General features: G+C 68.0%; 15 protein-coding genes and 1 riboswitch. Of the genes, 7 read left to right on the plus strand and 8 right to left on the minus strand.

From position 1 onward, the window contains the following. Positions 1-60: 60 nt before the first annotated feature. The 5 genes from LK539_RS08500 to LK539_RS08520 all read right to left on the minus strand — a co-directional run bounded on the left by LK539_RS08500 (position 61) and on the right by LK539_RS08520 (position 5,942). Positions 61-396, minus strand: coding sequence for a hypothetical protein (locus tag LK539_RS08500; protein WP_036216124.1), 336 nt, complete (start codon positions 394-396; stop codon positions 61-63). A 449-nt stretch (positions 397-845) separates the two neighbouring features. Beyond that, positions 846-2,015 carry a lytic murein transglycosylase B gene (mltB, locus tag LK539_RS08505; RefSeq protein WP_227800464.1) on the minus strand — a complete coding sequence of 390 codons (1,170 nt, stop codon included), beginning with the start codon at positions 2,013-2,015 and terminating at the stop codon, positions 846-848. Further along, the gene (locus tag LK539_RS08510; protein ID WP_227800465.1) at positions 2,012-4,033 is read right to left on the minus strand and encodes a DUF3488 and transglutaminase-like domain-containing protein; all 2,022 of its coding nucleotides are present in this window, start codon (positions 4,031-4,033) and stop codon (positions 2,012-2,014) included. Before LK539_RS08510 ends, mltB begins: the two co-directional genes overlap by 4 nt. Beyond that, entirely contained in the window at positions 4,030-5,016 is a 987-nt protein-coding gene (locus LK539_RS08515; protein WP_227800466.1) for a DUF58 domain-containing protein, read from the minus strand. Before LK539_RS08515 ends, LK539_RS08510 begins: the two co-directional genes overlap by 4 nt. 5 nt (positions 5,017-5,021) lie before the next feature. Continuing rightward, the gene (locus tag LK539_RS08520; protein ID WP_227800467.1) at positions 5,022-5,942 is read right to left on the minus strand and encodes a MoxR family ATPase; all 921 of its coding nucleotides are present in this window, start codon (positions 5,940-5,942) and stop codon (positions 5,022-5,024) included. 165 nt (positions 5,943-6,107) lie between these two features. On the opposite strand from LK539_RS08520, the gene LK539_RS08525 reads away from it, so the two are divergent. The 5 genes from LK539_RS08525 to ylqF all read left to right on the plus strand — a co-directional run bounded on the left by LK539_RS08525 (position 6,108) and on the right by ylqF (position 11,435). After that, positions 6,108-7,037, plus strand: a complete 930-nt coding sequence (locus LK539_RS08525; protein ID WP_227800468.1) for a histone deacetylase family protein — start codon at positions 6,108-6,110, stop codon at positions 7,035-7,037. A 74-nt stretch (positions 7,038-7,111) separates the two neighbouring features. Further along, entirely contained in the window at positions 7,112-8,005 is an 894-nt protein-coding gene (locus LK539_RS08530) for a hypothetical protein (RefSeq protein ID WP_227800469.1), read from the plus strand. Positions 8,006-8,125: 120 nt separating this feature from the next. Beyond that, positions 8,126-9,001, plus strand: coding sequence for a hypothetical protein (locus LK539_RS08535; RefSeq protein ID WP_227800470.1), 876 nt, complete (start codon positions 8,126-8,128; stop codon positions 8,999-9,001). Positions 9,002-9,029: 28 nt separating this feature from the next. Further along, positions 9,030-10,214 (plus strand): hypothetical protein, encoded by a 1,185-nt coding sequence (locus LK539_RS08540; protein ID WP_227800471.1) that lies wholly within the window; start codon positions 9,030-9,032, stop codon positions 10,212-10,214. Between the two features lie 273 nt (positions 10,215-10,487). After that, positions 10,488-11,435 carry a ribosome biogenesis GTPase YlqF gene (gene ylqF, locus LK539_RS08545; protein ID WP_227800472.1) on the plus strand — a complete coding sequence of 316 codons (948 nt, stop codon included), beginning with the start codon at positions 10,488-10,490 and terminating at the stop codon, positions 11,433-11,435. A 138-nt stretch (positions 11,436-11,573) separates the two neighbouring features. On the opposite strand, the gene LK539_RS08550 is transcribed toward ylqF, so the two are convergent. From LK539_RS08550 to LK539_RS08560, 3 genes are read right to left on the minus strand one after another with little or no spacing between them, the layout of a single operon-like run. Next, positions 11,574-12,374, minus strand: a complete 801-nt coding sequence (locus tag LK539_RS08550; protein ID WP_227800473.1) for a class III extradiol ring-cleavage dioxygenase — start codon at positions 12,372-12,374, stop codon at positions 11,574-11,576. A 49-nt stretch (positions 12,375-12,423) separates the two neighbouring features. Continuing rightward, entirely contained in the window at positions 12,424-13,341 is a 918-nt protein-coding gene (locus LK539_RS08555; protein WP_227800474.1) for a hypothetical protein, read from the minus strand. Then, positions 13,338-15,554 (minus strand): M1 family metallopeptidase, encoded by a 2,217-nt coding sequence (locus LK539_RS08560; protein WP_227800475.1) that lies wholly within the window; start codon positions 15,552-15,554, stop codon positions 13,338-13,340. Before LK539_RS08560 ends, LK539_RS08555 begins: the two co-directional genes overlap by 4 nt. Before the next feature lie 123 nt (positions 15,555-15,677). After that, a riboswitch (cobalamin riboswitch) is annotated at positions 15,678-15,915 on the plus strand. A gap of 65 nt (positions 15,916-15,980) precedes the next feature. Between LK539_RS08560 and LK539_RS08565 the strand changes: the two genes are divergently transcribed. Together LK539_RS08565 and LK539_RS08570 are read left to right on the plus strand one after the other, a co-directional pair. Then, positions 15,981-17,963, plus strand: coding sequence for a TonB-dependent receptor (locus tag LK539_RS08565; RefSeq protein ID WP_227800476.1), 1,983 nt, complete (start codon positions 15,981-15,983; stop codon positions 17,961-17,963). Then, on the plus strand, positions 17,963-18,850 hold the full coding sequence (locus tag LK539_RS08570) for a cobalamin-binding protein (RefSeq protein WP_227800477.1): 888 nt from the start codon (positions 17,963-17,965) through the stop codon (positions 18,848-18,850). The genes LK539_RS08565 and LK539_RS08570 overlap by 1 nt, the downstream gene beginning before the upstream one ends. Positions 18,851-18,882 lie beyond the last annotated feature (32 nt).

Below are 18,882 nucleotides of genomic sequence, written 5' to 3' on the forward strand. Positions count from 1 at the left end.
AAGCGTGCATCGGCGCCTGCGCGGCGCCCGCGTCCACTGGGGCGCGCGGCCCCTGCAGGATTACGCCTCTTTCGGGGCGGCGCCTTCTTTCGGCTTGAACTGCTTGTCGCTGATGCGGAACTTGGCGCGACGGTCGCCCATGAGGTAGCGCAGGTCGCGGATCGACAGGTCGCTGACTTCGTGCATGCGGATCAACAGCGATGCGCCGACCGGCAGGCGGTGGTGGCGGATCTTCGAAATCACCGGCGGCGCCACTTCCAGGGCGCGCGACAGGGCTGCGTCGTTCTTCAGGCGCAGGTTCTCGATCAGGGTGTCGAGCAGGCGATTCGGGTTGTACTGCAGGAGTTCATCGGACTCCGAATCGCTGTTCATATCAATGCCGACTTGGTTGGTCATGATTCAATATCCTATTTTGGGTTGGACGGAGCCCCATGCGGCGCTCGGCTCCAAGGTTCGGTATTTCGTAATTTTCTATTCAATTGTACAACTAATTTCTAATCTGATACTCGATAGCAATAAAAATCAGATTAACTTCATCAGTATTGTTGTCTCATCGCAACAATAGCTGCAATGCAATTCTCTCACAAACTCACGGAAATAATAATTGTTTTTTGGTTAAGCGCCAGTGTAAGCCCAAGCAGGCTTTGATGCCGCACGGTATGAAAAACGCTGACAGAATGCCAAGAAAAGTGGGGGTATGGCAGCAGGAGGGATGTTTCTGCAGAGAATCTGCAAGAAAGCGAAGGATACCCCGGGGGAGTATCAGGAGGGGAACAGGGCTCCGCAGAGCCCTAAACGCGGAAAACCCGTTACAACTCGATACAAAATTTCCCGCCCGGCAATGCTCAACCGCCGCGCGAGGCCCGCACAGCCTTGCCCAGCTCAATCACCGACATGGCATAGAAATAACTGCGGTTGTACTTGGTGATGGCAAAGAAGTTATCGTTGGCGACCCAGTACTCGGTTGCCTCGGCGCCGTTCTGCAGGTCGATCAGGCCGTACAGGCGCTCGGCCGGCAGCGCGGCAGTGGGTTCCACGCCCGCGGCGCGCAGTTCTTCCGGACGCAAGGTCGCCGCCAGGCCGCGCTCGAGCAGGGGTTCCCAGGCACGGTTGGGCGAGACGTCCGCCGGGATGGCCGGGCTGCCACGGTGTTCCGGCTTCCAGCCATGCTGGATCAGGAAATTGGCCACGCTGCCGATCGCATCTTCCGCCGAAGTGCGCAGGTCGATCTGGCCATCGTTATTGAAGTCCACGCCATATTTCAGGATATTGCCCGGCATGAATTGCGGCATGCCGACGGCGCCGGCAAAGGAGCCCAGCAGCGAGAACGGTTCCACCTTGTGCTCGCGTGCGAAGATCAGGGTGTTCGACAGTTCGCTGCGGAAGAAGGCCATGCGGCTGTCGCGGTTCGGCGTTTCCGGATAGGCGAAAGCGAGCGTCGCCAGGGTGTCGAGCACGCGGAACTTCCCGGTGTCGCGGCCGTAGATGGTCTCGACGCCGATGATGCCGACGATGATCTCGGCCGGCACGCCATAGGCCGCTTCGGCGCGCGCCAGCGCTTCGGCATTCTCGTTCCAGAAGCGCACGCCGGCGGCGATGCGGATCGGCTCGATGAAGCGCTCGCGGTAGGCCTGCCAGTTCTTCGGCTTGCCCGGCGGGGCCGGCTTGACCAGCTGCACGGCCGAATCGATGAAGCGCGCCTGGCCGAACAGGCCTTCGAGATAGCTGCGCTCGAAACCCTGCCGCGCCACCATCTCGTCGATAAAGGAGCGCACGCCCTGCCATTCGAGGAAGTTGTGGTGCTCGCCGTCGTAGTCGATGACGGCCGCCGCCGGAGCGGCCTTCAGCACGCGCGTCGACTTGATCGACACGCGCTTGCCGTTCTTCTCTTTCTTGGCTTTGGCCTTGGCTTTGGTGGTGCTGCGGGCGTGGGGATCTTTCGCGGCGGCTCCGGCGTACCCGATCGGGGCAGCAGCGAGGGCCAGCGCGGCAAACAAAGAAACGATAGCTTTCATCTAACTTGCGACAGTAATCTCTTCAAGGTAGCGGCCAGCTGGCGGCCATGCGGGGCCGGCGCGGGCTGGGGCGGCGCATAGCGCCAGGCGCTGTAGCGGCGCAAGATCTCGGCGGCGGCTTCGCGTGATGGCGGCGCCAGCTGCTGCGTGGCCGCGATCCGGGCCGCATAGGCGGTGGGCCCTTCGTCCGCTGCGCGTGCCAGGCCCAGGTGGGCAAGGCGCTTGCATAGGGAGGAGTATACCGCCTCGATAGGATCAATTTCCCTGCGGAGATACAAAATTCTCGCCAGCAGCAACACTGCCGCGCCCGCCATGATCAAGGCGACAATACGCCAGTTGGCGAAGCCCGATTGCAGGCTTTGCATGAAGCTGCGCTGGCGTTCCGGCGTGTAGTTGAGTATCCACTGGTTCCAGCCATTGTTGACGGCGCCGATTGCGTCGCGCAGGCGTCCCAGCAGCGCCTTGCCGTCGCCATCGAACAGCGACATGCCGCGCAGCGCGTCGATGCCGAAGGGCGCCGGCGGATCGACCGCGGCCGAGAGGTTGCGTTGCACCCGCTCCGGCGCCACCGCCGCGGTGGGGTCGACCCGTACCCAGCCGCGGCCGCGCAGCCAGACTTCGGCCCAGGCGTGGGCGTCGGACTGGCGCACGGTCACGTAGCCGTCGATGGGATTGAGTTCGCCGCCCTGGTAGCCGGTAACCACGCGCGCCGGAATGCCGGCGGCCCGCATCAGGAACACGAAGGCGCCGGAATAGTGCTCGCAAAAGCCGGCGCGGGTCCCGTACAGGAATTCGTCGATCGAGTGCCGGCCCAGCAGCGGCGGCTCGAGCGTGTAGCGGTAGGGCTGTTCGCGGAACTGGCGCAGCACCTGCTCGATGCGGCGCGCCGGCAGGGGCTCGCGGCGCAATGCCAGGCCGGCCGCCAGCGCCTTCGGGTTGTAGCCGTAGGGCAGCAGCAGCCACTGGCTCGGGTCGTCCAGCGCCGTGCGGCCGTCCAGCGCGTAGTCGGGATACGAGATCATCGAATAGCGCACCCGCTGCGTCAGCGGCTGCACGGTGCTCAGTTCGAGCTGGTGCGAGGCGCGCACGCGGTAGCCCGCCACCTCCGGCATGTGGCCGGGCATCTCCAGCGTGAACAGCCAGCGCGTTTCCGACGGCTCCAGCGTGATCTCGTAGCGCTGCGCCTGGCCGCGCACGCTCAGCGAGTTGCCGGACTTGGTGGGAATCGAGCCGCCGCGGGTCCAGGCCAGGCCGTCGAAGGCGTCCAGCACCAGGCCGCGCCAGTAGAGCTGCTCCTTGGGCGGCACCTGGCCCTCGAAGCGTACCCGGAAGGCCGGTTCGTCCGACATCGCCAGGTTCGACATCTGGCCCGGCGCCATGCGGTCGGACAGGCCCGACTTGCCGCCGCTGTTGCCGCCCGCGCCAGGCATGCCCCACAGCGGGCTGCCGAGACGCGGGAACACGAAGAACAGCGCCACCGCGAGCGGCGCGGCGAACAGCAGCATCTTCGCCGCCATGCCCGCGCGCGCCCTCAGCTGCGGCACCGCGCCCGTGAACTGGAACGAGAGCTGGGTGGTCAACAGAGCCAGCACCGCCACCACCATCAGCAGCGCGGTGCCGATGCCCTGCGCGTAGAAGAAGTTGGTCAGCACCAGGAAGAAGCACAGGAAGATCACGACATACAGGTCGCGCCGTGCGTGCATCTCCAGCATCTTGAAGGCGACCAGCAGCACCAGCATGGCCACGCCCGCGTCGCGCCCGAGCAGGGTCTGGTAGCTGACCTGGATGCCGGCCATCGCGCCGGCTGCGATCGGCAGCAGCACCATGGTCGAAGGCATGCGCTTGCCGCGCAGGGTGATCACGGCGCGCCATAGCAGGGTGGCGGCGCACAGCAGCGTCACCCACAGCGGCAGGTGGCTCACGTGCGGCGCCAGCACCAGCAGTGCGCTGCCCAGCAGGAGCAGGGTGTCGGACTTGTCGCGCGGCAGGGAACGCAGGGCGCTTCGCAATGCGCTCATGCCGCGTCCCCGATACCGTACAGCGCCAGCGCGCGCAGGCAGGCCGCCTGGTGCGCCGCGCCGTTGCCGGCGTCATGCCGGATGCCGCCCAGGCGGAAGGCATAGGGCAGGGCGCGCTGCTCGGCGTCGAGCACCCAGCGCGTCATGCGCGACAGGCGCAGCTCGAGGTCGAGATGCGCGGGCAGCTGGGCGAAGTCGAGCACCAGCTCGTCGCCCACGCCGCCTTCGAAATGCTTGGTGACGAGCTGGCCGCCGAGCGCCGGGTCGAGCCGGGCAATCTGGCGCCAGGCCAGCTGGCGCGGCGAGTCGCCCGCCTGGTAGCTGCGCACGCCGGCGAAATCGTCGTTGCCGGCAGCGCGGCCGCTGCCGACGGCGTTGCCCGACACCGGCAGCGGCGGCGCGCCTTCTTCCGGGCGCGGATAGACCAGCGCGCGGGTGGCGGGACGCCAGTAGCTCCAGGCGCGGAACAGGCCAAGCGGAAAGCGGGTGGAGAGCACCACGCGCTCGAGCTGCAGCCAGCCGCGCGCAGTGGTTGCCACGCCAAGCAGCACGCTGGCGCTGCCGTGGGCGGCGATGTCGGTGGCGTGGCGCGGCTCCTTGATGTCGGCGAAGTCGATCCAGACGCCGTAGCGCGCCAGCGCGCTGCGGTTGGCGACGTGCAGCTCGAACTGCGCCTCCTGGCCGGCGAACACGGTCGGCACCCGGCCCTGCTGCAGGGCCAGGTGGGCCAGGTTACGGTAGGTGAAGACCATGTCCACCAGCGCGCAGGACAGCGCGAGGAAGGTCAGCGCGAAGCCCAGGCCGAGGCTGTAGTTGATGGAGCCGATCAAGAGCACCAGCAACAGCAGGGCAAAGCCGATCCCGGCGCGGGTGGGCAGGATGAACACGCGGCGCTGGCTCAGCACCACTTCGCCGGCATCAAGCGTGCCGCGGCGCGGCAGCCAGTTGCCGGTGGTGCGCCTGACCCAACCGCGGAATCCCATCGAGCTCAGACCGGGACCGATTTCTGCAACTGCAGCACCAGGTCGCGGCTGGCCAGCGCCGCGCCGTGCGCTGCCTTGAGCGGGCGCAGGCGGTGCGCGCAGACCGGCACCAGCACCGCCTGGATGTCTTCGGGGATCACGTGGTCGCGTCCCTCGAGCGCGGCCCAGGCGCGGCCGGCCTGGAGCAGGGCGATCGCGGCGCGCGGCGACAGGCCTTCGGCGAACATGCCGTTCTGGCGCGAGGCCTGGGCCAGCGCCTGCACGTAGGTGACCAGGGCCGGCGAGGCGTGGATCTCCTTCAGCGCGCGCTGGGCCTGGGCCAGCTCCTCCGGCTGCATCGCCGGCTGCAGGGCGCGCAGCATGGCGCGCCGGTCTTCGCCCATCAGGAGGGCTCGCTCGGCAGCGGCGTCCGGGTAGCCCAGCGAGAGGCACATCAGGAAGCGGTCGAGCTGGGACTCGGGCAGCGGGAAGGTGCCGACCTGGTTGGCCGGGTTCTGAGTCGCGATCACGAAGAAGGGTTCCGGCAGGGGGCGGGTGACGCCGTCGGCGCTCACCTGGCGCTCTTCCATCGCCTCCAGCAGGCCGGACTGGGTCTTGGGCGTGGCGCGGTTGATCTCGTCGGCCAGCAGCACCTGGGTGAAGATCGGGCCCGGGTGGAACACGAAGTCGTTCTTTTCGCGCTCGTACACCGAAATGCCGGCCACGTCGGCCGGCAGCAGGTCGCTGGTGAACTGGACGCGGTTGAATTTCAGGCCGAGCGAGATCGCCAGCGCGTGCGCCAGCGTGGTCTTGCCCACGCCGGGCAGGTCTTCCAGCAGCAGGTGGCCGCCGGCCAGCAGGCAGGTGATGGCGAGGCGGACCTGCTGGTCCTTGCCGACCACGACCTGGCTGACCTGGCGTGCGGCGGCATGCAATTGATTGAACATGGTTGGGGTTCCGGTGAACTGTTCGGTGCGACTAAGTAGGCTCCCATGGTAGATTAGCGCCATTGGCAAGCTTCATACTCCGTCGGCAACAAACCATGGGATCGATTCTATGCGAGAACGGCCCCGAAGGTGTGCGATGGATGAGCAGGGACACAAGCGAGAACGATGAGTACAGCAATCTACAGCCACGCCGACTGCCTGCGGCACGAGATGGGCGACTGGCACCCGGAGTCGCCGGCGCGTCTGCAGGCGATCGACGACCAGCTGATCCTGGCACGCCTGGATGGCTTGCTCGAGCAGCGCAGCGCGCCCCTGGCCGACCTGGCCGACGTCCTGCGCAACCACAGTCCGGGCGCGGTGGCGCTGGTGCGCGACAACGTGCCGGCCGCCGGCGACTACTATCCGCTCGATGGCGACACCATCCTGTGCCACCACAGCTACCAGGCGGCGCTGCGCGCGGCCGGCGCCGCCGTGGCGGCCACCGACGCCGTGATCGCGGGCGAGGTCGACAACGCCTTCTGCTCGGTGCGCCCACCCGGCCACCACGCCACGCCGACCGAACCGATGGGCTTTTGCTTTTTCAATAACGTCGCCATCGCCGCGCGCCATGCGCTGGACGTGCACGGGCTGGAGCGCGTGGCCATCGTCGACTTCGACGTCCACCACGGCAACGGCACTGCAGACGCCTTCCGCCACGACCCGCGGGTGCTGATGGTGAGCCTGTTCCAGCATCCTTTCTATCCTTACTGCGACCCGGAGCCGATCACCGCCACCAGTGTCAACGTGCCGGTGCCCGCCCTCGCGGACGGCGAGGCCGTTCGCAAGCTGGTGCAGGACCTGTGGCTGCCCGCGCTGCACGCGCACCGGCCACAGATGATCTTCGTGTCGGCCGGCTTCGACGGCCACCGCGAGGACGACATGGGCGGCATCGGCCTGGTCGAGGCCGACTACGCCTGGATCACGCGCCAGATCGTCGCCGTGGCCCGCCAGTACGCCGGAGGGCGCATCGTCAGCTGCCTGGAGGGCGGCTACGCGCTGTCGGCGCTGGGGCGCAGCGTGGTGGCCCACCTGAAGGTGCTGGCCGACCTGGAATAGGCGCGCTGCGGCAGGGAACGCGGCGCGTCCGCGCGCATCTAAGGTTTCATTACTCATCCATCGAGGAGACGGCCGTGAGACCCTTCCGCACCCTGCTTGCGCTGTGCCTGTTCCTGGTGTCAGGCATGGCAGCCGCCGCCAACTACACGCTCTGGATCAACGGCCGCGCGGGCAGCGGCCCCGACGGGACGCCCGGCAACTACCGCGACTTCAGCTACTGGGGTCCGTCCTCGGTGCTGGCCGGGGTCAACAAGCAGGCCGTCAACTGGGATGGGCGCAGCAGCATCGCCTCGCAGAGCGGCAGGGTACGCGACGCGCTCGACTGCTTCTGCACCGGTGACAACTGGTGCTACCTCGTCACCTACAGCGCCGGCGACCTCCTGACGGGGTATACGCTGGCCAACTACGGCGGCACCATCCGCCAGAAGAAGAACGCCAGCCCGAACGCGGCCGGCGTATGCGGCAACAGCCCCACCAACGGCAGCGGCACCCAGGCCGGCTGGAACATCAAGTGGGTGCGCGCCGCAGCGGGTGCGGCCGGCGGCAGCGAGCTGTCGGACATCGGCGCCTGGACCACCTCCGAGCCGCTGGTGCAGGACCTCAAGACCTCGACCGCGCGCGCCATGTACAACCACAACGTCACCCGCAATATCTGGTTCTACATGTACGCCGGCGCCAGGGGCACGCTGTATTCCTTCGCGCTGCCCGGGCAGGACGACGAAGTGGTGGCCTACCACAGCGCAGGCGGCGTGGCCGGCAGTTCCGGCCGCTCGCTGTGCAATCCGGGCGACTGGTTCTGCAATGACCTGCGGCTCGGCACCGAGCCCAACCAGGGCGGCAGCGTCAAGTGGAACTACCACGCGGTGGCCTTCCGCGACGATGGCGAAGACTACGACCACTACGCCCGCGGCAACTGGGCCGGCATCGTCGGCGTGGTCCGGAATGCGGTGGTGAGTACGGCCCAGTGAAACGGGGGCGGGCGGCTTCGCAACACTCCTGAAGTGTGTGGTTTGACACGCCCCCATGTCGGGCGTAGTGTCGAACTCAGCCGTATATGCATACGGTACACAATGAGATAGGAGACGACAGTGAAAGCAATCCGCATTCTGTGTGCGCTGTGCCTGCTTTTGTCGACGGGCTGGGCGTCCGCCGCCAACTACACCCTCTGGATCAACGGCCGCACCGGCGGCGGGGCCATCGGCAACTACAATGACTTCACCTACTGGGGCCCGTCCACCACGGCGGCCGGCGTCAACAAGAAGGCCGTCAACTGGGACGGCCGCAGCAGCATCGCTTCGCAGAGCGGCCGGGTGCGCGACGCCCTCGACTGCTTCTGCACCGGCAGCAACTGGTGCTATGTCGTCACCCACAGCGCAGGTGACCTGATGATGGGCTACACGCTTGCCAACTACGGCGGCTCGGCGCGCCTCAAGAAGAACGCCAGCCCGGGCAGTACCGGCGTATGCGGCAACAGCGACGGCAGCTCGCAGACCGGCTGGAACATCAAGTGGGTGCGCGCCGCGTCCGGCGCGGGCGGCGGCTCGGAACTGTCGGACGCCGGCTCCTGGACCACCTCCGAACCGCTGGTGCAGGACCTGAAGACGAGTACCGCGCGCGCCATGTACAACCACAACACCACCCGCAACGTCTGGTTCTACATGTACGCCGCCGCCAAGGGCACGGCCTATTCCGGCATCCTGCCCGGCCAGGACGACGAAGCCGTCGCCTACCACAGCACCGGCGGCGTGGCGGGCAGCTCTGGCGGGTCCTACTGCAACCCGAGCGACTGGTTCTGCAACGACCTGACGCTCGGCACTGCGGCCAACGAGGGCGGCAGCACCAAGTGGAGCTACCACTCGGTGGTCTTCCGTGACGACAGCGAAGCCTACAACCACTACGCCAACGGCAACTGGGGCGGCATCGTCGGCGTCGTGCGCAGCGCCGTGGTGAACAGTGCCCTCTAGGTACACGAGACCCCTGATCGCCGCGGGCGTGGCGCTCTGCGTCGCGCTCGCCCTGTGGTTCGGGCGCGGCGAGGACGCCGCGCCGCCCACGGCCACCGCCAGCCAAGCGCCGGCCGGGCCGCAGTTCTTCGGCCAGGTGCCCACCAAGAGCGGGCTGGCGATTCCCGATGAGCGCGCCGAGCGCCGCCGCCAGCTGCTCGAGAACGTCCAGCTCACCGACCACACCTATTGCAGCTACCGCGAAGGCAGCAAATACCCGGTGGAGTCGCGTCCGGCCGCGCAGAACACGGACCAGATGCAGCCCAACCAGCCCGTCACCGAGATGAACCCGATGCGGGTCGAAGGAGGCGGCAGCAACACCAATGTATTCCTGCAGACCTCGCAGTCGCGCGTCTACCTGGCCGCCGGCGAGTCGGTCGCCTTCTCGCTGCGCGCGGTGACGCCGCAGGGTGAAACCGTGCCGCTGGTGGTCACGCGCGCGGTGGCGCAGGGCATGACCTACGGCGGAAGCCGGCCCACGCCGCAGGTGGCCCTGTCCTTTGCCGATGATGGCGGCGGGGCCGACCCGGTGGCCGGCGACCAGGCCTACGCCGGCGTGCTGGCGCCCGCCCAGACCGGCCTGGCCGGCTTTCACGGCACCATCCGCACCGAGGTGCGCTACACGGCCGGCGGGCGCAGCGGCTTCGTCCTGTTCGACGTGATCCACACGCCCGTGCTGCCGGCCAGCTGGACCGGCCAGGTGCGCGAAGCGGTGGAAGGTGGATCGCTCCAGTTCTACCTCGGCCTCGAAGTGCGCCAGCCCGGCCGCTACGTGATCACGGGCCGGGTCGACGATGCGGGCGGCCGGCCTTTCGCGCTGGCGAGCTTCAACGACGTGCTCGCGGTAGGGACGCGCGAGGTGAAACTGACCGTGTTCGGCAAGCTGCTGACCGACGAAAAGCCCGCGCTGCCCCTGCGGCTGCGCGACGTCGACGGCTACCTGCTGCGCGAGAACGTGGACCCGGACCGCCTGCTGCTGCCGCGCCTGGAAGGACGGGTGTTCGCCAGCCGCATGCAGGGATTGACGCGGGTGTCGGACGCCGAGTGGGAAAGCGAGGAGCGGGCGCGCTACCTCACCGAGTACGAGAAAGACCGCAATGCCGCGCGCGCCCAGCTGTCCGCTTTCGACCCCGGCCAGCCGCTGCCGGCCAGTGCCTGTGCGCCGGTCCCGTAGTAAGCGATTTCAGCCTTGGAGCAGCGGGAAGCGTTCGACCAGGCAGGCGGCGCCGACCATGGCGCACAGCATGCCGAACGCGACCCAGCGTCCCAGCGATGTCTTCGGTAGCTGATGCATGTGATTCTCCGGGCGAAAATTTCAGTGTGTGCCGGCGCCGCACAAATGCGTTGCACTGCATCAACAGGCCGGTCGATCCGGGCGGTCTGTTTCTTCGCGCGCCCGCCAGCAGCGTAAAATAGCGCCCTGATCGAAGATAAAGAGAGCACAAGCATGTCCATTCAATGGTTCCCGGGGCACATGAACGCGGCCAAGAAGGAAGCCGCCGAGCAGATGGAGAACACCGACCTGGTGATCGAAGTCCTCGACGCCCGCCTGCCCGAGGCCAGCTGCAACCCGCTGGTGGAGGAGCTGCGCAAGTTCCGCCAGCGTCCCTGCCTGAAAATCCTGAACAAGATCGACCTGGCCGACCCAGCGGCCACGGCGGCCTGGAAGGCCTTCTACGACGCCCAGGAAGGCGTGACCGCCTACCCGATGACGACCAAGAAGCCGGCCGACGTGGCGCGCATCCCCGACATTTGCCAGTCGCTGGCGCCGCACCGCGGCGTGCCGACCAAGCCGCTGCGCATCATGATCATGGGGATCCCGAACGTCGGCAAATCGACGCTGATGAACGCGCTGCTGAAAAAGCGCGTGGCCAAGGTGGGTGACGAGCCGGCCGTGACCAAGACCCAGCAGAAGCTCTATCTCGGCAAGCACATCGTGCTGGTCGACACCCCCGGCATGCTGTGGCCGAAGATCGCGATGGCGAGCGACGGCCTGATGCTGGCGGCGAGCCACGCGGTCGGCTCGAACGCGCTGATCGAAGAAGAAGTGGCGGAATTCCTCGCCAACCTGCTGCTCGAGCGCTACCCGCAGCTCCTGAGCGCGCGCTACGGCTTCAAGACCGAGGGCCTGGACGGCATCGCCGTGATCGAGCACGTGGCCCAGCGCCGCGGTTTCCGCGTGCGCGGCGGCGAGTTCGACTACGAAAAGGCGGCGCACGTGCTGTTGCACGACTACCGCACCGGCGCGCTGGGACGGATCAGCCTCGAGACGCCGGAAACGCGTACTGCGGCGCTGGCGCGCCATGCCGCCGAGATGGCGGAAAAGGCGCGCATCGCCGAAGAGAAGGCTGCGCTGAAGGCGGAAGAGGCGATGCGCGGCAAGCGCGGGACCTGAACCCGACCACACCACGAAACCTGAACGCTGTTGTAGGGTGGGCGGATTCTCCGCCCACGCGGTGATCGTTAGCGACTGAATTGCCGCGCGGGGGACAGCACCTTCAGTTGACCGCGTGGGCGGGAAAACCCGCCCACCCTACGAACCCCCGAAGCGGAAACTCGAAACGGTCAAGGACCCAAAAAAATCCTCCTCGTGATACACGCACGCCGCCGGCTCCTGTTCGGCAGCGCCGAGCGCCACCATCAGCGGCAACAGGTGCTCTTCGCGCGGATGCGCGGCGCGTGCCATGGGCGCGGTTTCCCAGCGCAGCAGCGCCGCTGTGCGTTCGGGCGGCGCCAGCGTCATCGTCTGCTGCAGCCAGCCGTCGAAGGCCTTGGAGGCCGCAGCTCCGCTTGGGCCGAACTGGCGCAGGTTGTGAAAGGAAAGGCCGCTGCCCAGGATCAGCACCCCTTCGTCACGCAGCGGCGCCAGCGCACGGCCGGCCTCGATGTGGGCCTGCGGATCGAGGTCGCGCCGCAGCGACAGCTGCACCACCGGCATGCGCGCTTCCGGATACACCGGGTACAGCATCGAGAAGGTCCCGTGGTCGAAGCCGCGCTCCGCATCGAGCCCGACCGGATGGCCGCCAGCCCCGAGCAGGGCGGCGACACGCTGCGCCAGCGCCGGGTTGCCGGGCGCCGGGTACTGCACCTGGTAGGTATGCGGCGGGAAGCCGCCATAGTCGTAGATCATGCCGGGCGCGCCGCCGGATGACACCATGAAGCCCGGCGTCTCCCAGTGGCTGGTCACGACCAGCACCGCGCGCACGGCCTCGCCATGTGCCTGGCGAATGCCTACCAGCGAGGCTTCCAGCTCGGCATAGGCAGGACCGTACTGGTCCTTCATCCAGGGCCAGGGGCCGCCGCCGTGCGATACGAAATAAGTAGGGAGGCGCATGGGTGCTCCGTCGATACGTGGACGCACCCATGGTAGCCGATGGCGCGATTCAGCGTGCGGCGCCGCTTCTCGCCACTTCCATCAGGGCGAACAGGCGCGCGCAGCGCATCCAGGCCAGCGCCAGCACGGCGAGCTGGGTCAGCAGCAGGCCGCCGAGGAAGCTGCCCACGCCCAGCGCCGGCACGTTCAGGCGCGCCACTGCCAGCGCCGCCGCCAGCGCCAGCCCGCCCAGGGTGATGCCGAACCAGAGGCCGAAGGCGGCCAGCGGACGGCGCGCCAGCACTCCCAGGCCGTCGCACCAGGCCAGCACCGCCGACTTGCGGCGGCGGTCGAGCGCCAGCACGGCGCGGCCGGCGTCGAGCGTGGCGTGGGCCAGCAGCAGGAGCAGGCCGGTCACCAGGACCGCCCCAAGCGCGGCATCGCCTGCCGATGATGCAAGCACACTGCTGGCCGCGTGTTCGTCGGCGGCGCCGCCCGCGATCGCGCCCAGGAAGCCGGCGACGCCGAGCGGCACGACGGCCCACAGCAGCATGCGCAGCAGGCGTCCGTATTCGTGCACGCCGCCGGCCGCCAGGGCCGCGAAGCCGGGCGGCGCTGGAGCGCGCGCCGCGGTGATGGCGGCGCCAGTGAGCAGCGGCGACAGCAGCAGCGTCAAGACCAGCGCCACGGTGCCGCCGCCGGCCAGCGCAGAGGCGTGCTGGCTGTGCAGGCTCATGATGTCGGTGATGGCCACCAGGTCGAGGCGCCGCGCCAGCGCGGGGGCGCCGACTGTGCGATCGAGCGCATCGCCCAGCATCACCCAGACCGGCAGCGCGGCCGCGAGTGTCGGCAGCAGCAGGGCCACCAGCCAGAGCAGCATCAGGCGCCATTGCCGGGCAGGGCGCAGTGCCCGCAGGAGGCTGCCACGGGTGGCGGCAGGGGAAACGGACGCCGCCTGCGGCGCCAGGGGAGCGGTAGTGGTCGTCATACGGTGGCCAGGAAAGACAGGATCAGTTGGATGAACGCGGCCGCGTCGCTGCTCCAGCGGGTGGATGCGCCGCGGTCGGGAGTGATGCTGCGGCTGTCGTCGAGCTTGTTGACGTCGAGGTAGTGGCTGCGGCGCGGGTCGATCTCGGCCGACACGGCGCGCGCCGGCTTGACCCAGCTGAAGCTGCGCCATTTTTCCGCGGGCGAAGCCGCGCGCCACTCGACTGTTTCGCTGCTGCCGTCGGCGAAGCGCACCACCAGCGTCTGCGGCACGCTGGCGCCGTCGCGGCGCACGGTGACTTCGGTGCGCCAGGGGAAGGGGCCGCTGCCTTCCTTTGCTCCCGGATTGGCCTTCTTCCAGTCTTCGCGCAGCTTCGCAACGCGCCTGTTGACCGCCGCCTGCGTCTCCTCCAGTCGCCGGCCGCCCTCAAGCCGGGTGCCTGCCGGCGGCAGTTCTTCTTCGCTGGTCAGCTTAAAGACCTTGTCGTCGACCCGGGCCGTCGCATAGACCTGCTGGGCAAAGACTTCTTCGACGGCGGCGCGTTCGCCGCTGCCGTCGGCCAGGGCTTCGCGCAGGTCGGCGATGCTCGGATGGCGGAACTTCCAGCGGCGGTAGTATTCCTTGAAGCCGCGCTCCATCGCCTCGCTGCCGATCCGCTGTTCCAGGTCGCGCATGACGAGGGCGCTGCGGTTGTAGACCGGGCCGATACCCTGCAGGCGCTGCCAGGCGTTGGCGCCGGGCGCATCGGCAGGCCGGTCGCGCGGCGAAGCGAGGCGGATGAAGTCGAAAGGAGCGAAGGCCGGATCGACCCCGATGCGCTTCAGCCAGCCCGGGGCCGGATGGATCATCTGGCCGCGCCCGCGCAGCATCCGGTTGCTCCAGAATTCGTTCAGGCCCTCGTCGAGCATCGGTTCTTCGAACTCGTTGCTGGCCAGGATGCCGTAGAAGTAGCCATGCCCGAATTCATGGACGGTCACGGCGTCGAGCTCGAATGCGGACAGCGACTTCGGCGCCACCTCGGCATAACCGGAGGCGGTAACAAAGGTGGGGTACTCCATGCCGCCGGCTTCTTCCGCGTTGTAGGGCGGGATCACGACGGTGAGCGTGCGGTAGGGGTAGGGGCCGAGCGTGCGCGAAAAATAGGCCAGCGCATCCTTGGCCGCCTTCATCGCCGGCCTGGCGCTGGCTTCGTATTCGGGCGGATAGATCACCTCGACCCTGACGGTCGGGCTGCCCGGGCCGGTCCAGGTTTCCACCAGCGGCTTGGCGCTGCGGCGGTCCGCGGTCCAGGCGAAATCGTGCACGTCGTGCTGTACGTAGCGGTGCGTCAGCATGCCGTTCTTCTCGACGGGCGGCCCCTGCAGCTCGCCGGTGGCGCCCACCGTATAGCCCTTGGGAACGGTAAGGCTCACGTCGTAGCTGCCGAAGTCGGCGTAGAACTCGGACTCCATGTGGAATTCGTGCGCGTTCCAGCGCGGCGCGGTCGCCCCGCGTTCACCCGGCAGTTCCAGCACCGCGATCTTGGGGAACCATTGCGCCACCAGGTGGAAGCTGTCGAAGTAGCCGGTGCGCGCGATCACGCGCGGCAGCTGGGTGCTGAAGGCCATGTCGAGCGTGGTGGAGGCGCCGGGCGCCACCGCCGCCGGCAGGTCCAGGCGCACCACCGTGTGGTCGGTGGACGGCCCCTTGTCGGGCTGGACGAAGCGCCATGGCACGCTGCTCCCGCCCTGGCTCACGCTGCGCAGGGCGATGTGGCCCCATTCGCCATCGCCGGTGCCGACGCCGCTCCGGAATCCCTCACCGCGCCGACGCTGCTCGGTGAAGAAGGTGCTGCCTTCGCCTTCGAAGGCGTTCATGTAGAGGTGCAGGTAGACGCTGCGCACCGGGACCGCGCTGCGGTTGCGCCAGGTGAGCGCTTGCCGTCCGGTGACGACGTGCTTATCCGGGTCGAGCGTCGCGGCGATGCGGTAGCTCACCACCCGGTCCGACAGCGTCGGCTGGTCGCCGCCGCGGATGCCGCCCCATGCTCCCGGGCTGCTGGGGACGCTGACAGCGGCGGCGTCGGGTGCGGCCAGTGCGATGCCGTCGAGTAGAGGTGCAGCCACGTCAAGCGGTGCGTCCGCCTGGGCGAACCAGGCCGCCGTGCCGCCGGCGACCAGCAATGCCGCGACAAGCAGCCCGCGCAAGCGGTGCCGGCTTCCTTGTATCCTCATGCAAGACTCCCTGTCGATGTCGTTTTGGTATGAGCGCGACTATATCGAGAAGCTTGGCTAATTTCCAAGCGCTTCGGATAGAAGCCCGGATTTGGCGACGAAATACCCGAAAAGCTTGTCAGGTTATAATCTCGGGGTTCTGGTGCCCGCGCATGCTTCTGCTCATGCGCAGTTAAACGGGAAACACGAGGCAAGGTCGCTACGCGTCCGCGCCGAGGTGTGCTGCCCCCGCAACGGTCAACAAGCGTCATCGTCCTCATAACGATGACAGGTCGCTCCGAAAACCACTGTGCCAACGCATAGGAAGGTGGAGCGGTTCGTCTTGCAAGCCCGGATACCGGCCAGACAGGTGGGAGTGCCAAGGCGCTTCCGTTGAACTCCGGCCTGCGGGGACGCGGGCCGGTGCCATTACCGAGAACATCCAACATGAATTTTGCTGCCGTTCCACGCAGCGCGCCGGCCATGAAGCCGCTCGCGCTGGCCTGCGCTCTGTCGCTGTCCGTCCTTGCCGCCAACGCTCTCGCCCAGGAAGCGCTGCCTTCGATCGTCGTCACCGGCGCGCGCTTCCCGGCGCAGGCCGCCACCGCGCCGATCGGCGCCACCGTCATCACCGCCGAGGATATCCGCCGCGCCGGCGCCACCGACGTGAATGCCGCGATCCGCAAGATCGGCGGCGTCTACGGGCGCCAGAGCCTGGACGCCTCGCCCGACTTCGCGCTCGACCTGCGCGGCTTCGGCTCAAACAGCGCCCAGAACCTGGTGATCCTGGTCGACGGCGTGCGCCTGAACGAGAATGAACTGGCGAACGCGGTCCTGTCGAGCATCCCGGTCGATACCGTCGAGCGCATCGAGATCCAGCGTGGCGGCAGCAGCGTGCTGTACGGCGAAGGCGCGACCGGCGGCGTGATCAACATCATCACGCGTCGCGGCGCCCAGGACGGCACCCACGGTTCGCTGTTTGCCGAAGCAGGGCGCTTCAGCGCGCGCGACCTGCGTGCTTCGCTCAGCCACGGCGCCGGTCCGCTGACCGTGGACGTCGTTGTGGCCGACCGCCGCACCGACAACTACCGCAAGAACAGCGACTTCAAGCAGCAGACCGCCAGCGGCGGCGTGCAGTACAACTACGGCGCCGGCCGTGCCGGCCTGCGCTTCGAACGCTCGGAACAGGACGCGCGCTTCCCTGGTTCGCTTAGCGAAGCCCAGTTCCTCTCGATCCCGCGCCAGACCCTGACCCCGGACGATTTCGGCACCCTCGACACCGACCGCATCACCGCTTTCGTCGAGCACCGCATCGGCGGCCTCGAGCTGGCCGCCGAGCTGTCGCGCCGCGAGCGCGAGGTCGAGGCCAACTACTTCTACATGATGGGCGGCACGAAGGTGGCGTCGCGTTCGGCCTATGACGCGCGCCAGACCCAGTTCTCGCCGCGCCTGCGCCACACCGCCAGCTTCGGCGACAAGCGCAACGAACTGGTTGCGGGCATCGACCTGGTGCGCTGGGAGCGCCAGACCAGCTCCGATTTTTCGCTGGGCGACGCCGAGCAGGATTCGAAGGCGGTTTACCTGCGCAATGAAATCCTGTGGAATGCTCCACATAACGCGCGCCTGGCCATCGGCGGCCGCCACGAGCGCTTCATCAAGGACTACTCGGACCCGCTGGCCTTCCCGCCGGTGGTGAACGAGCACCGCAAGCAGTCGATCAACGCCTGGTCGGTCGAGGGCAGCTTCGATGTGCTGCCCGGGGTGACGACCTTCGCCAGGGCAGGCCGCAGCTACCGCATCGCCAACGTCGACGAGAACAGCCTGCGTGCCGGTCCCGAAGTGCTGGCGCCGCAGACCTCGCGCGACCTCGAACTGGGCGTGACCGCGGGCCCGGCCGGCCGCCAGCTGAGCGCGCGCCTGTTCCGCCACCGCCTGGAAAACGAGATCTTCTACGACCCGACCATCGGCTGGGGCGCCAACACCAACCTCGACCCGACCCGCCGCCAGGGCGTCGAGGTGGAAGGCCAGTACGCCCTGAGCCAGGACCTGCGCCTCACGGCCCAGTGGCAGCGCGTGGACGCCGAATTTACCGCCGGCCCGAACGCCGGCCGCGAGATGGTGCTGGTGCCGAAGAACGTCGTTACCGCGCGCCTGGGCTGGACCCGCGGCGGCCACAACGCCGACCTCGGCGCCCAGTGGGTCGACAGCCAGCGCTACGGCAGCGACTTCACCAACAGCTGCGGCGCGCGCATCCCGTCCTACACGACGCTCGACGCCCGCTACGCGTACCGCGTGGGCGGCTGGGAAGCGGCCTTCAGCGCGCTCAACCTGGCCGACCGCCAGTACTACAGCAACGCCTTCGGCTGCCGCTCGGGCATCTATCCGAGCGATGGCCGCCAGCTGAAGCTGTCGCTGCGCTACGATTTCTGATGCGCGCGCGACTGGCTTACGCAGCAGCACTGCTGGCCCTGGCGGCCGGCAGTGTGCAGGCCGCGGTGACCGTGGTCGACGACGCCGGCCGCCGCGTCACGGTGCAGCAGCCGGCGCGCCGCGTCATCTCGATGGCGCCGCACGCCACCGAGCTGCTGTTCGCCGCCGGCGGTGGGAAGCAGGTAGTCGGCGCCATGAACTACAGCGACTACCCGGAAGCGGCAAAGAAGATCCCGCTGGTGGGCAGCAACAGCGTGATCGACATGGAGCGGGTGCTGGCCCTGAAGCCCGACCTGATCGTGGTCTGGCACAGCGGGAACACGGCGCGCCAGATCGCCCAGCTCGAAACGCTGGGTGTGCCGGTCTTCCACAGCGAGCCGCGCCGACTGGCCCAGGTGGCCGACAACGTCGAGCGCCTCGGCCAGCTGCTGGGCACGGGGCCTACCGCCACCGGGGCAGCCACGGCGCTGCGCACCAGGCTGGCCGCGCTGGAAGGGCGTTACGCAGGCCGCGCGCCTGTGACGGTGTTCTACCAGATCTGGGACCAGCCGCTGTACACCCTCAACGACGCCCAGATCGCCAGCGATGCGATCCGCGTCTGCGGCGGACGCAACGTGTTCGGCGCGCTCAAAGTGGTGGCGCCGGAAGTCAGTCTGGAAGCGGTGCTAGCGGCCGACCCGGAAGCGATCATGGCGGGCAAGCGCATCGATCCCGCCAACCCGGGCCTGAAGCTGTGGGAGCCGTACAAGACGATGACGGCCGTCAAGCGCGGCAATCTGCTGAAAGTAAACGGCGAACTGCTGACCCGGCCGGGGCCGCGTACCATCGAGGGCGCGGCACTGCTGTGCGAGCAGTTGGAGGGCGTCAGGCAGCGCCGGCCGAAGTAAATCGCCAGGGATCGGCTTGGCAGTCTGCTAAT

The sequence above is a fragment of the Massilia sp. IC2-476 genome (assembly GCF_020707295.1).
In the GTDB taxonomy this organism is placed as follows: Bacteria; Pseudomonadota; Gammaproteobacteria; order Burkholderiales; family Burkholderiaceae_D; genus Telluria.

Coding starts and splice junctions, on each gene's coding strand:
- LK539_RS08560 (WP_227800475.1), bottom strand. CDS start 15,554: ATGAGGATACAAGGAAGCCGGCACCGCTTGCGCGGGCTGCTTGTCGCG.
- LK539_RS08570 (WP_227800477.1), top strand. CDS start 17,963: ATGCGCGCGCGACTGGCTTACGCAGCAGCACTGCTGGCCCTGGCGGCC.
- mltB (WP_227800464.1), bottom strand. CDS start 2,015: ATGAAAGCTATCGTTTCTTTGTTTGCCGCGCTGGCCCTCGCTGCTGCC.
- LK539_RS08520 (WP_227800467.1), bottom strand. CDS start 5,942: ATGTTCAATCAATTGCATGCCGCCGCACGCCAGGTCAGCCAGGTCGTG.
- LK539_RS08515 (WP_227800466.1), bottom strand. CDS start 5,016: ATGGGATTCCGCGGTTGGGTCAGGCGCACCACCGGCAACTGGCTGCCG.
- LK539_RS08550 (WP_227800473.1), bottom strand. CDS start 12,374: ATGCGCCTCCCTACTTATTTCGTATCGCACGGCGGCGGCCCCTGGCCC.
- ylqF (WP_227800472.1), top strand. CDS start 10,488: ATGTCCATTCAATGGTTCCCGGGGCACATGAACGCGGCCAAGAAGGAA.
- LK539_RS08510 (WP_227800465.1), bottom strand. CDS start 4,033: ATGAGCGCATTGCGAAGCGCCCTGCGTTCCCTGCCGCGCGACAAGTCC.
- LK539_RS08565 (WP_227800476.1), top strand. CDS start 15,981: ATGAATTTTGCTGCCGTTCCACGCAGCGCGCCGGCCATGAAGCCGCTC.
- LK539_RS08500 (WP_036216124.1), bottom strand. CDS start 396: ATGACCAACCAAGTCGGCATTGATATGAACAGCGATTCGGAGTCCGAT.
- LK539_RS08525 (WP_227800468.1), top strand. CDS start 6,108: ATGAGTACAGCAATCTACAGCCACGCCGACTGCCTGCGGCACGAGATG.
- LK539_RS08555 (WP_227800474.1), bottom strand. CDS start 13,341: ATGACGACCACTACCGCTCCCCTGGCGCCGCAGGCGGCGTCCGTTTCC.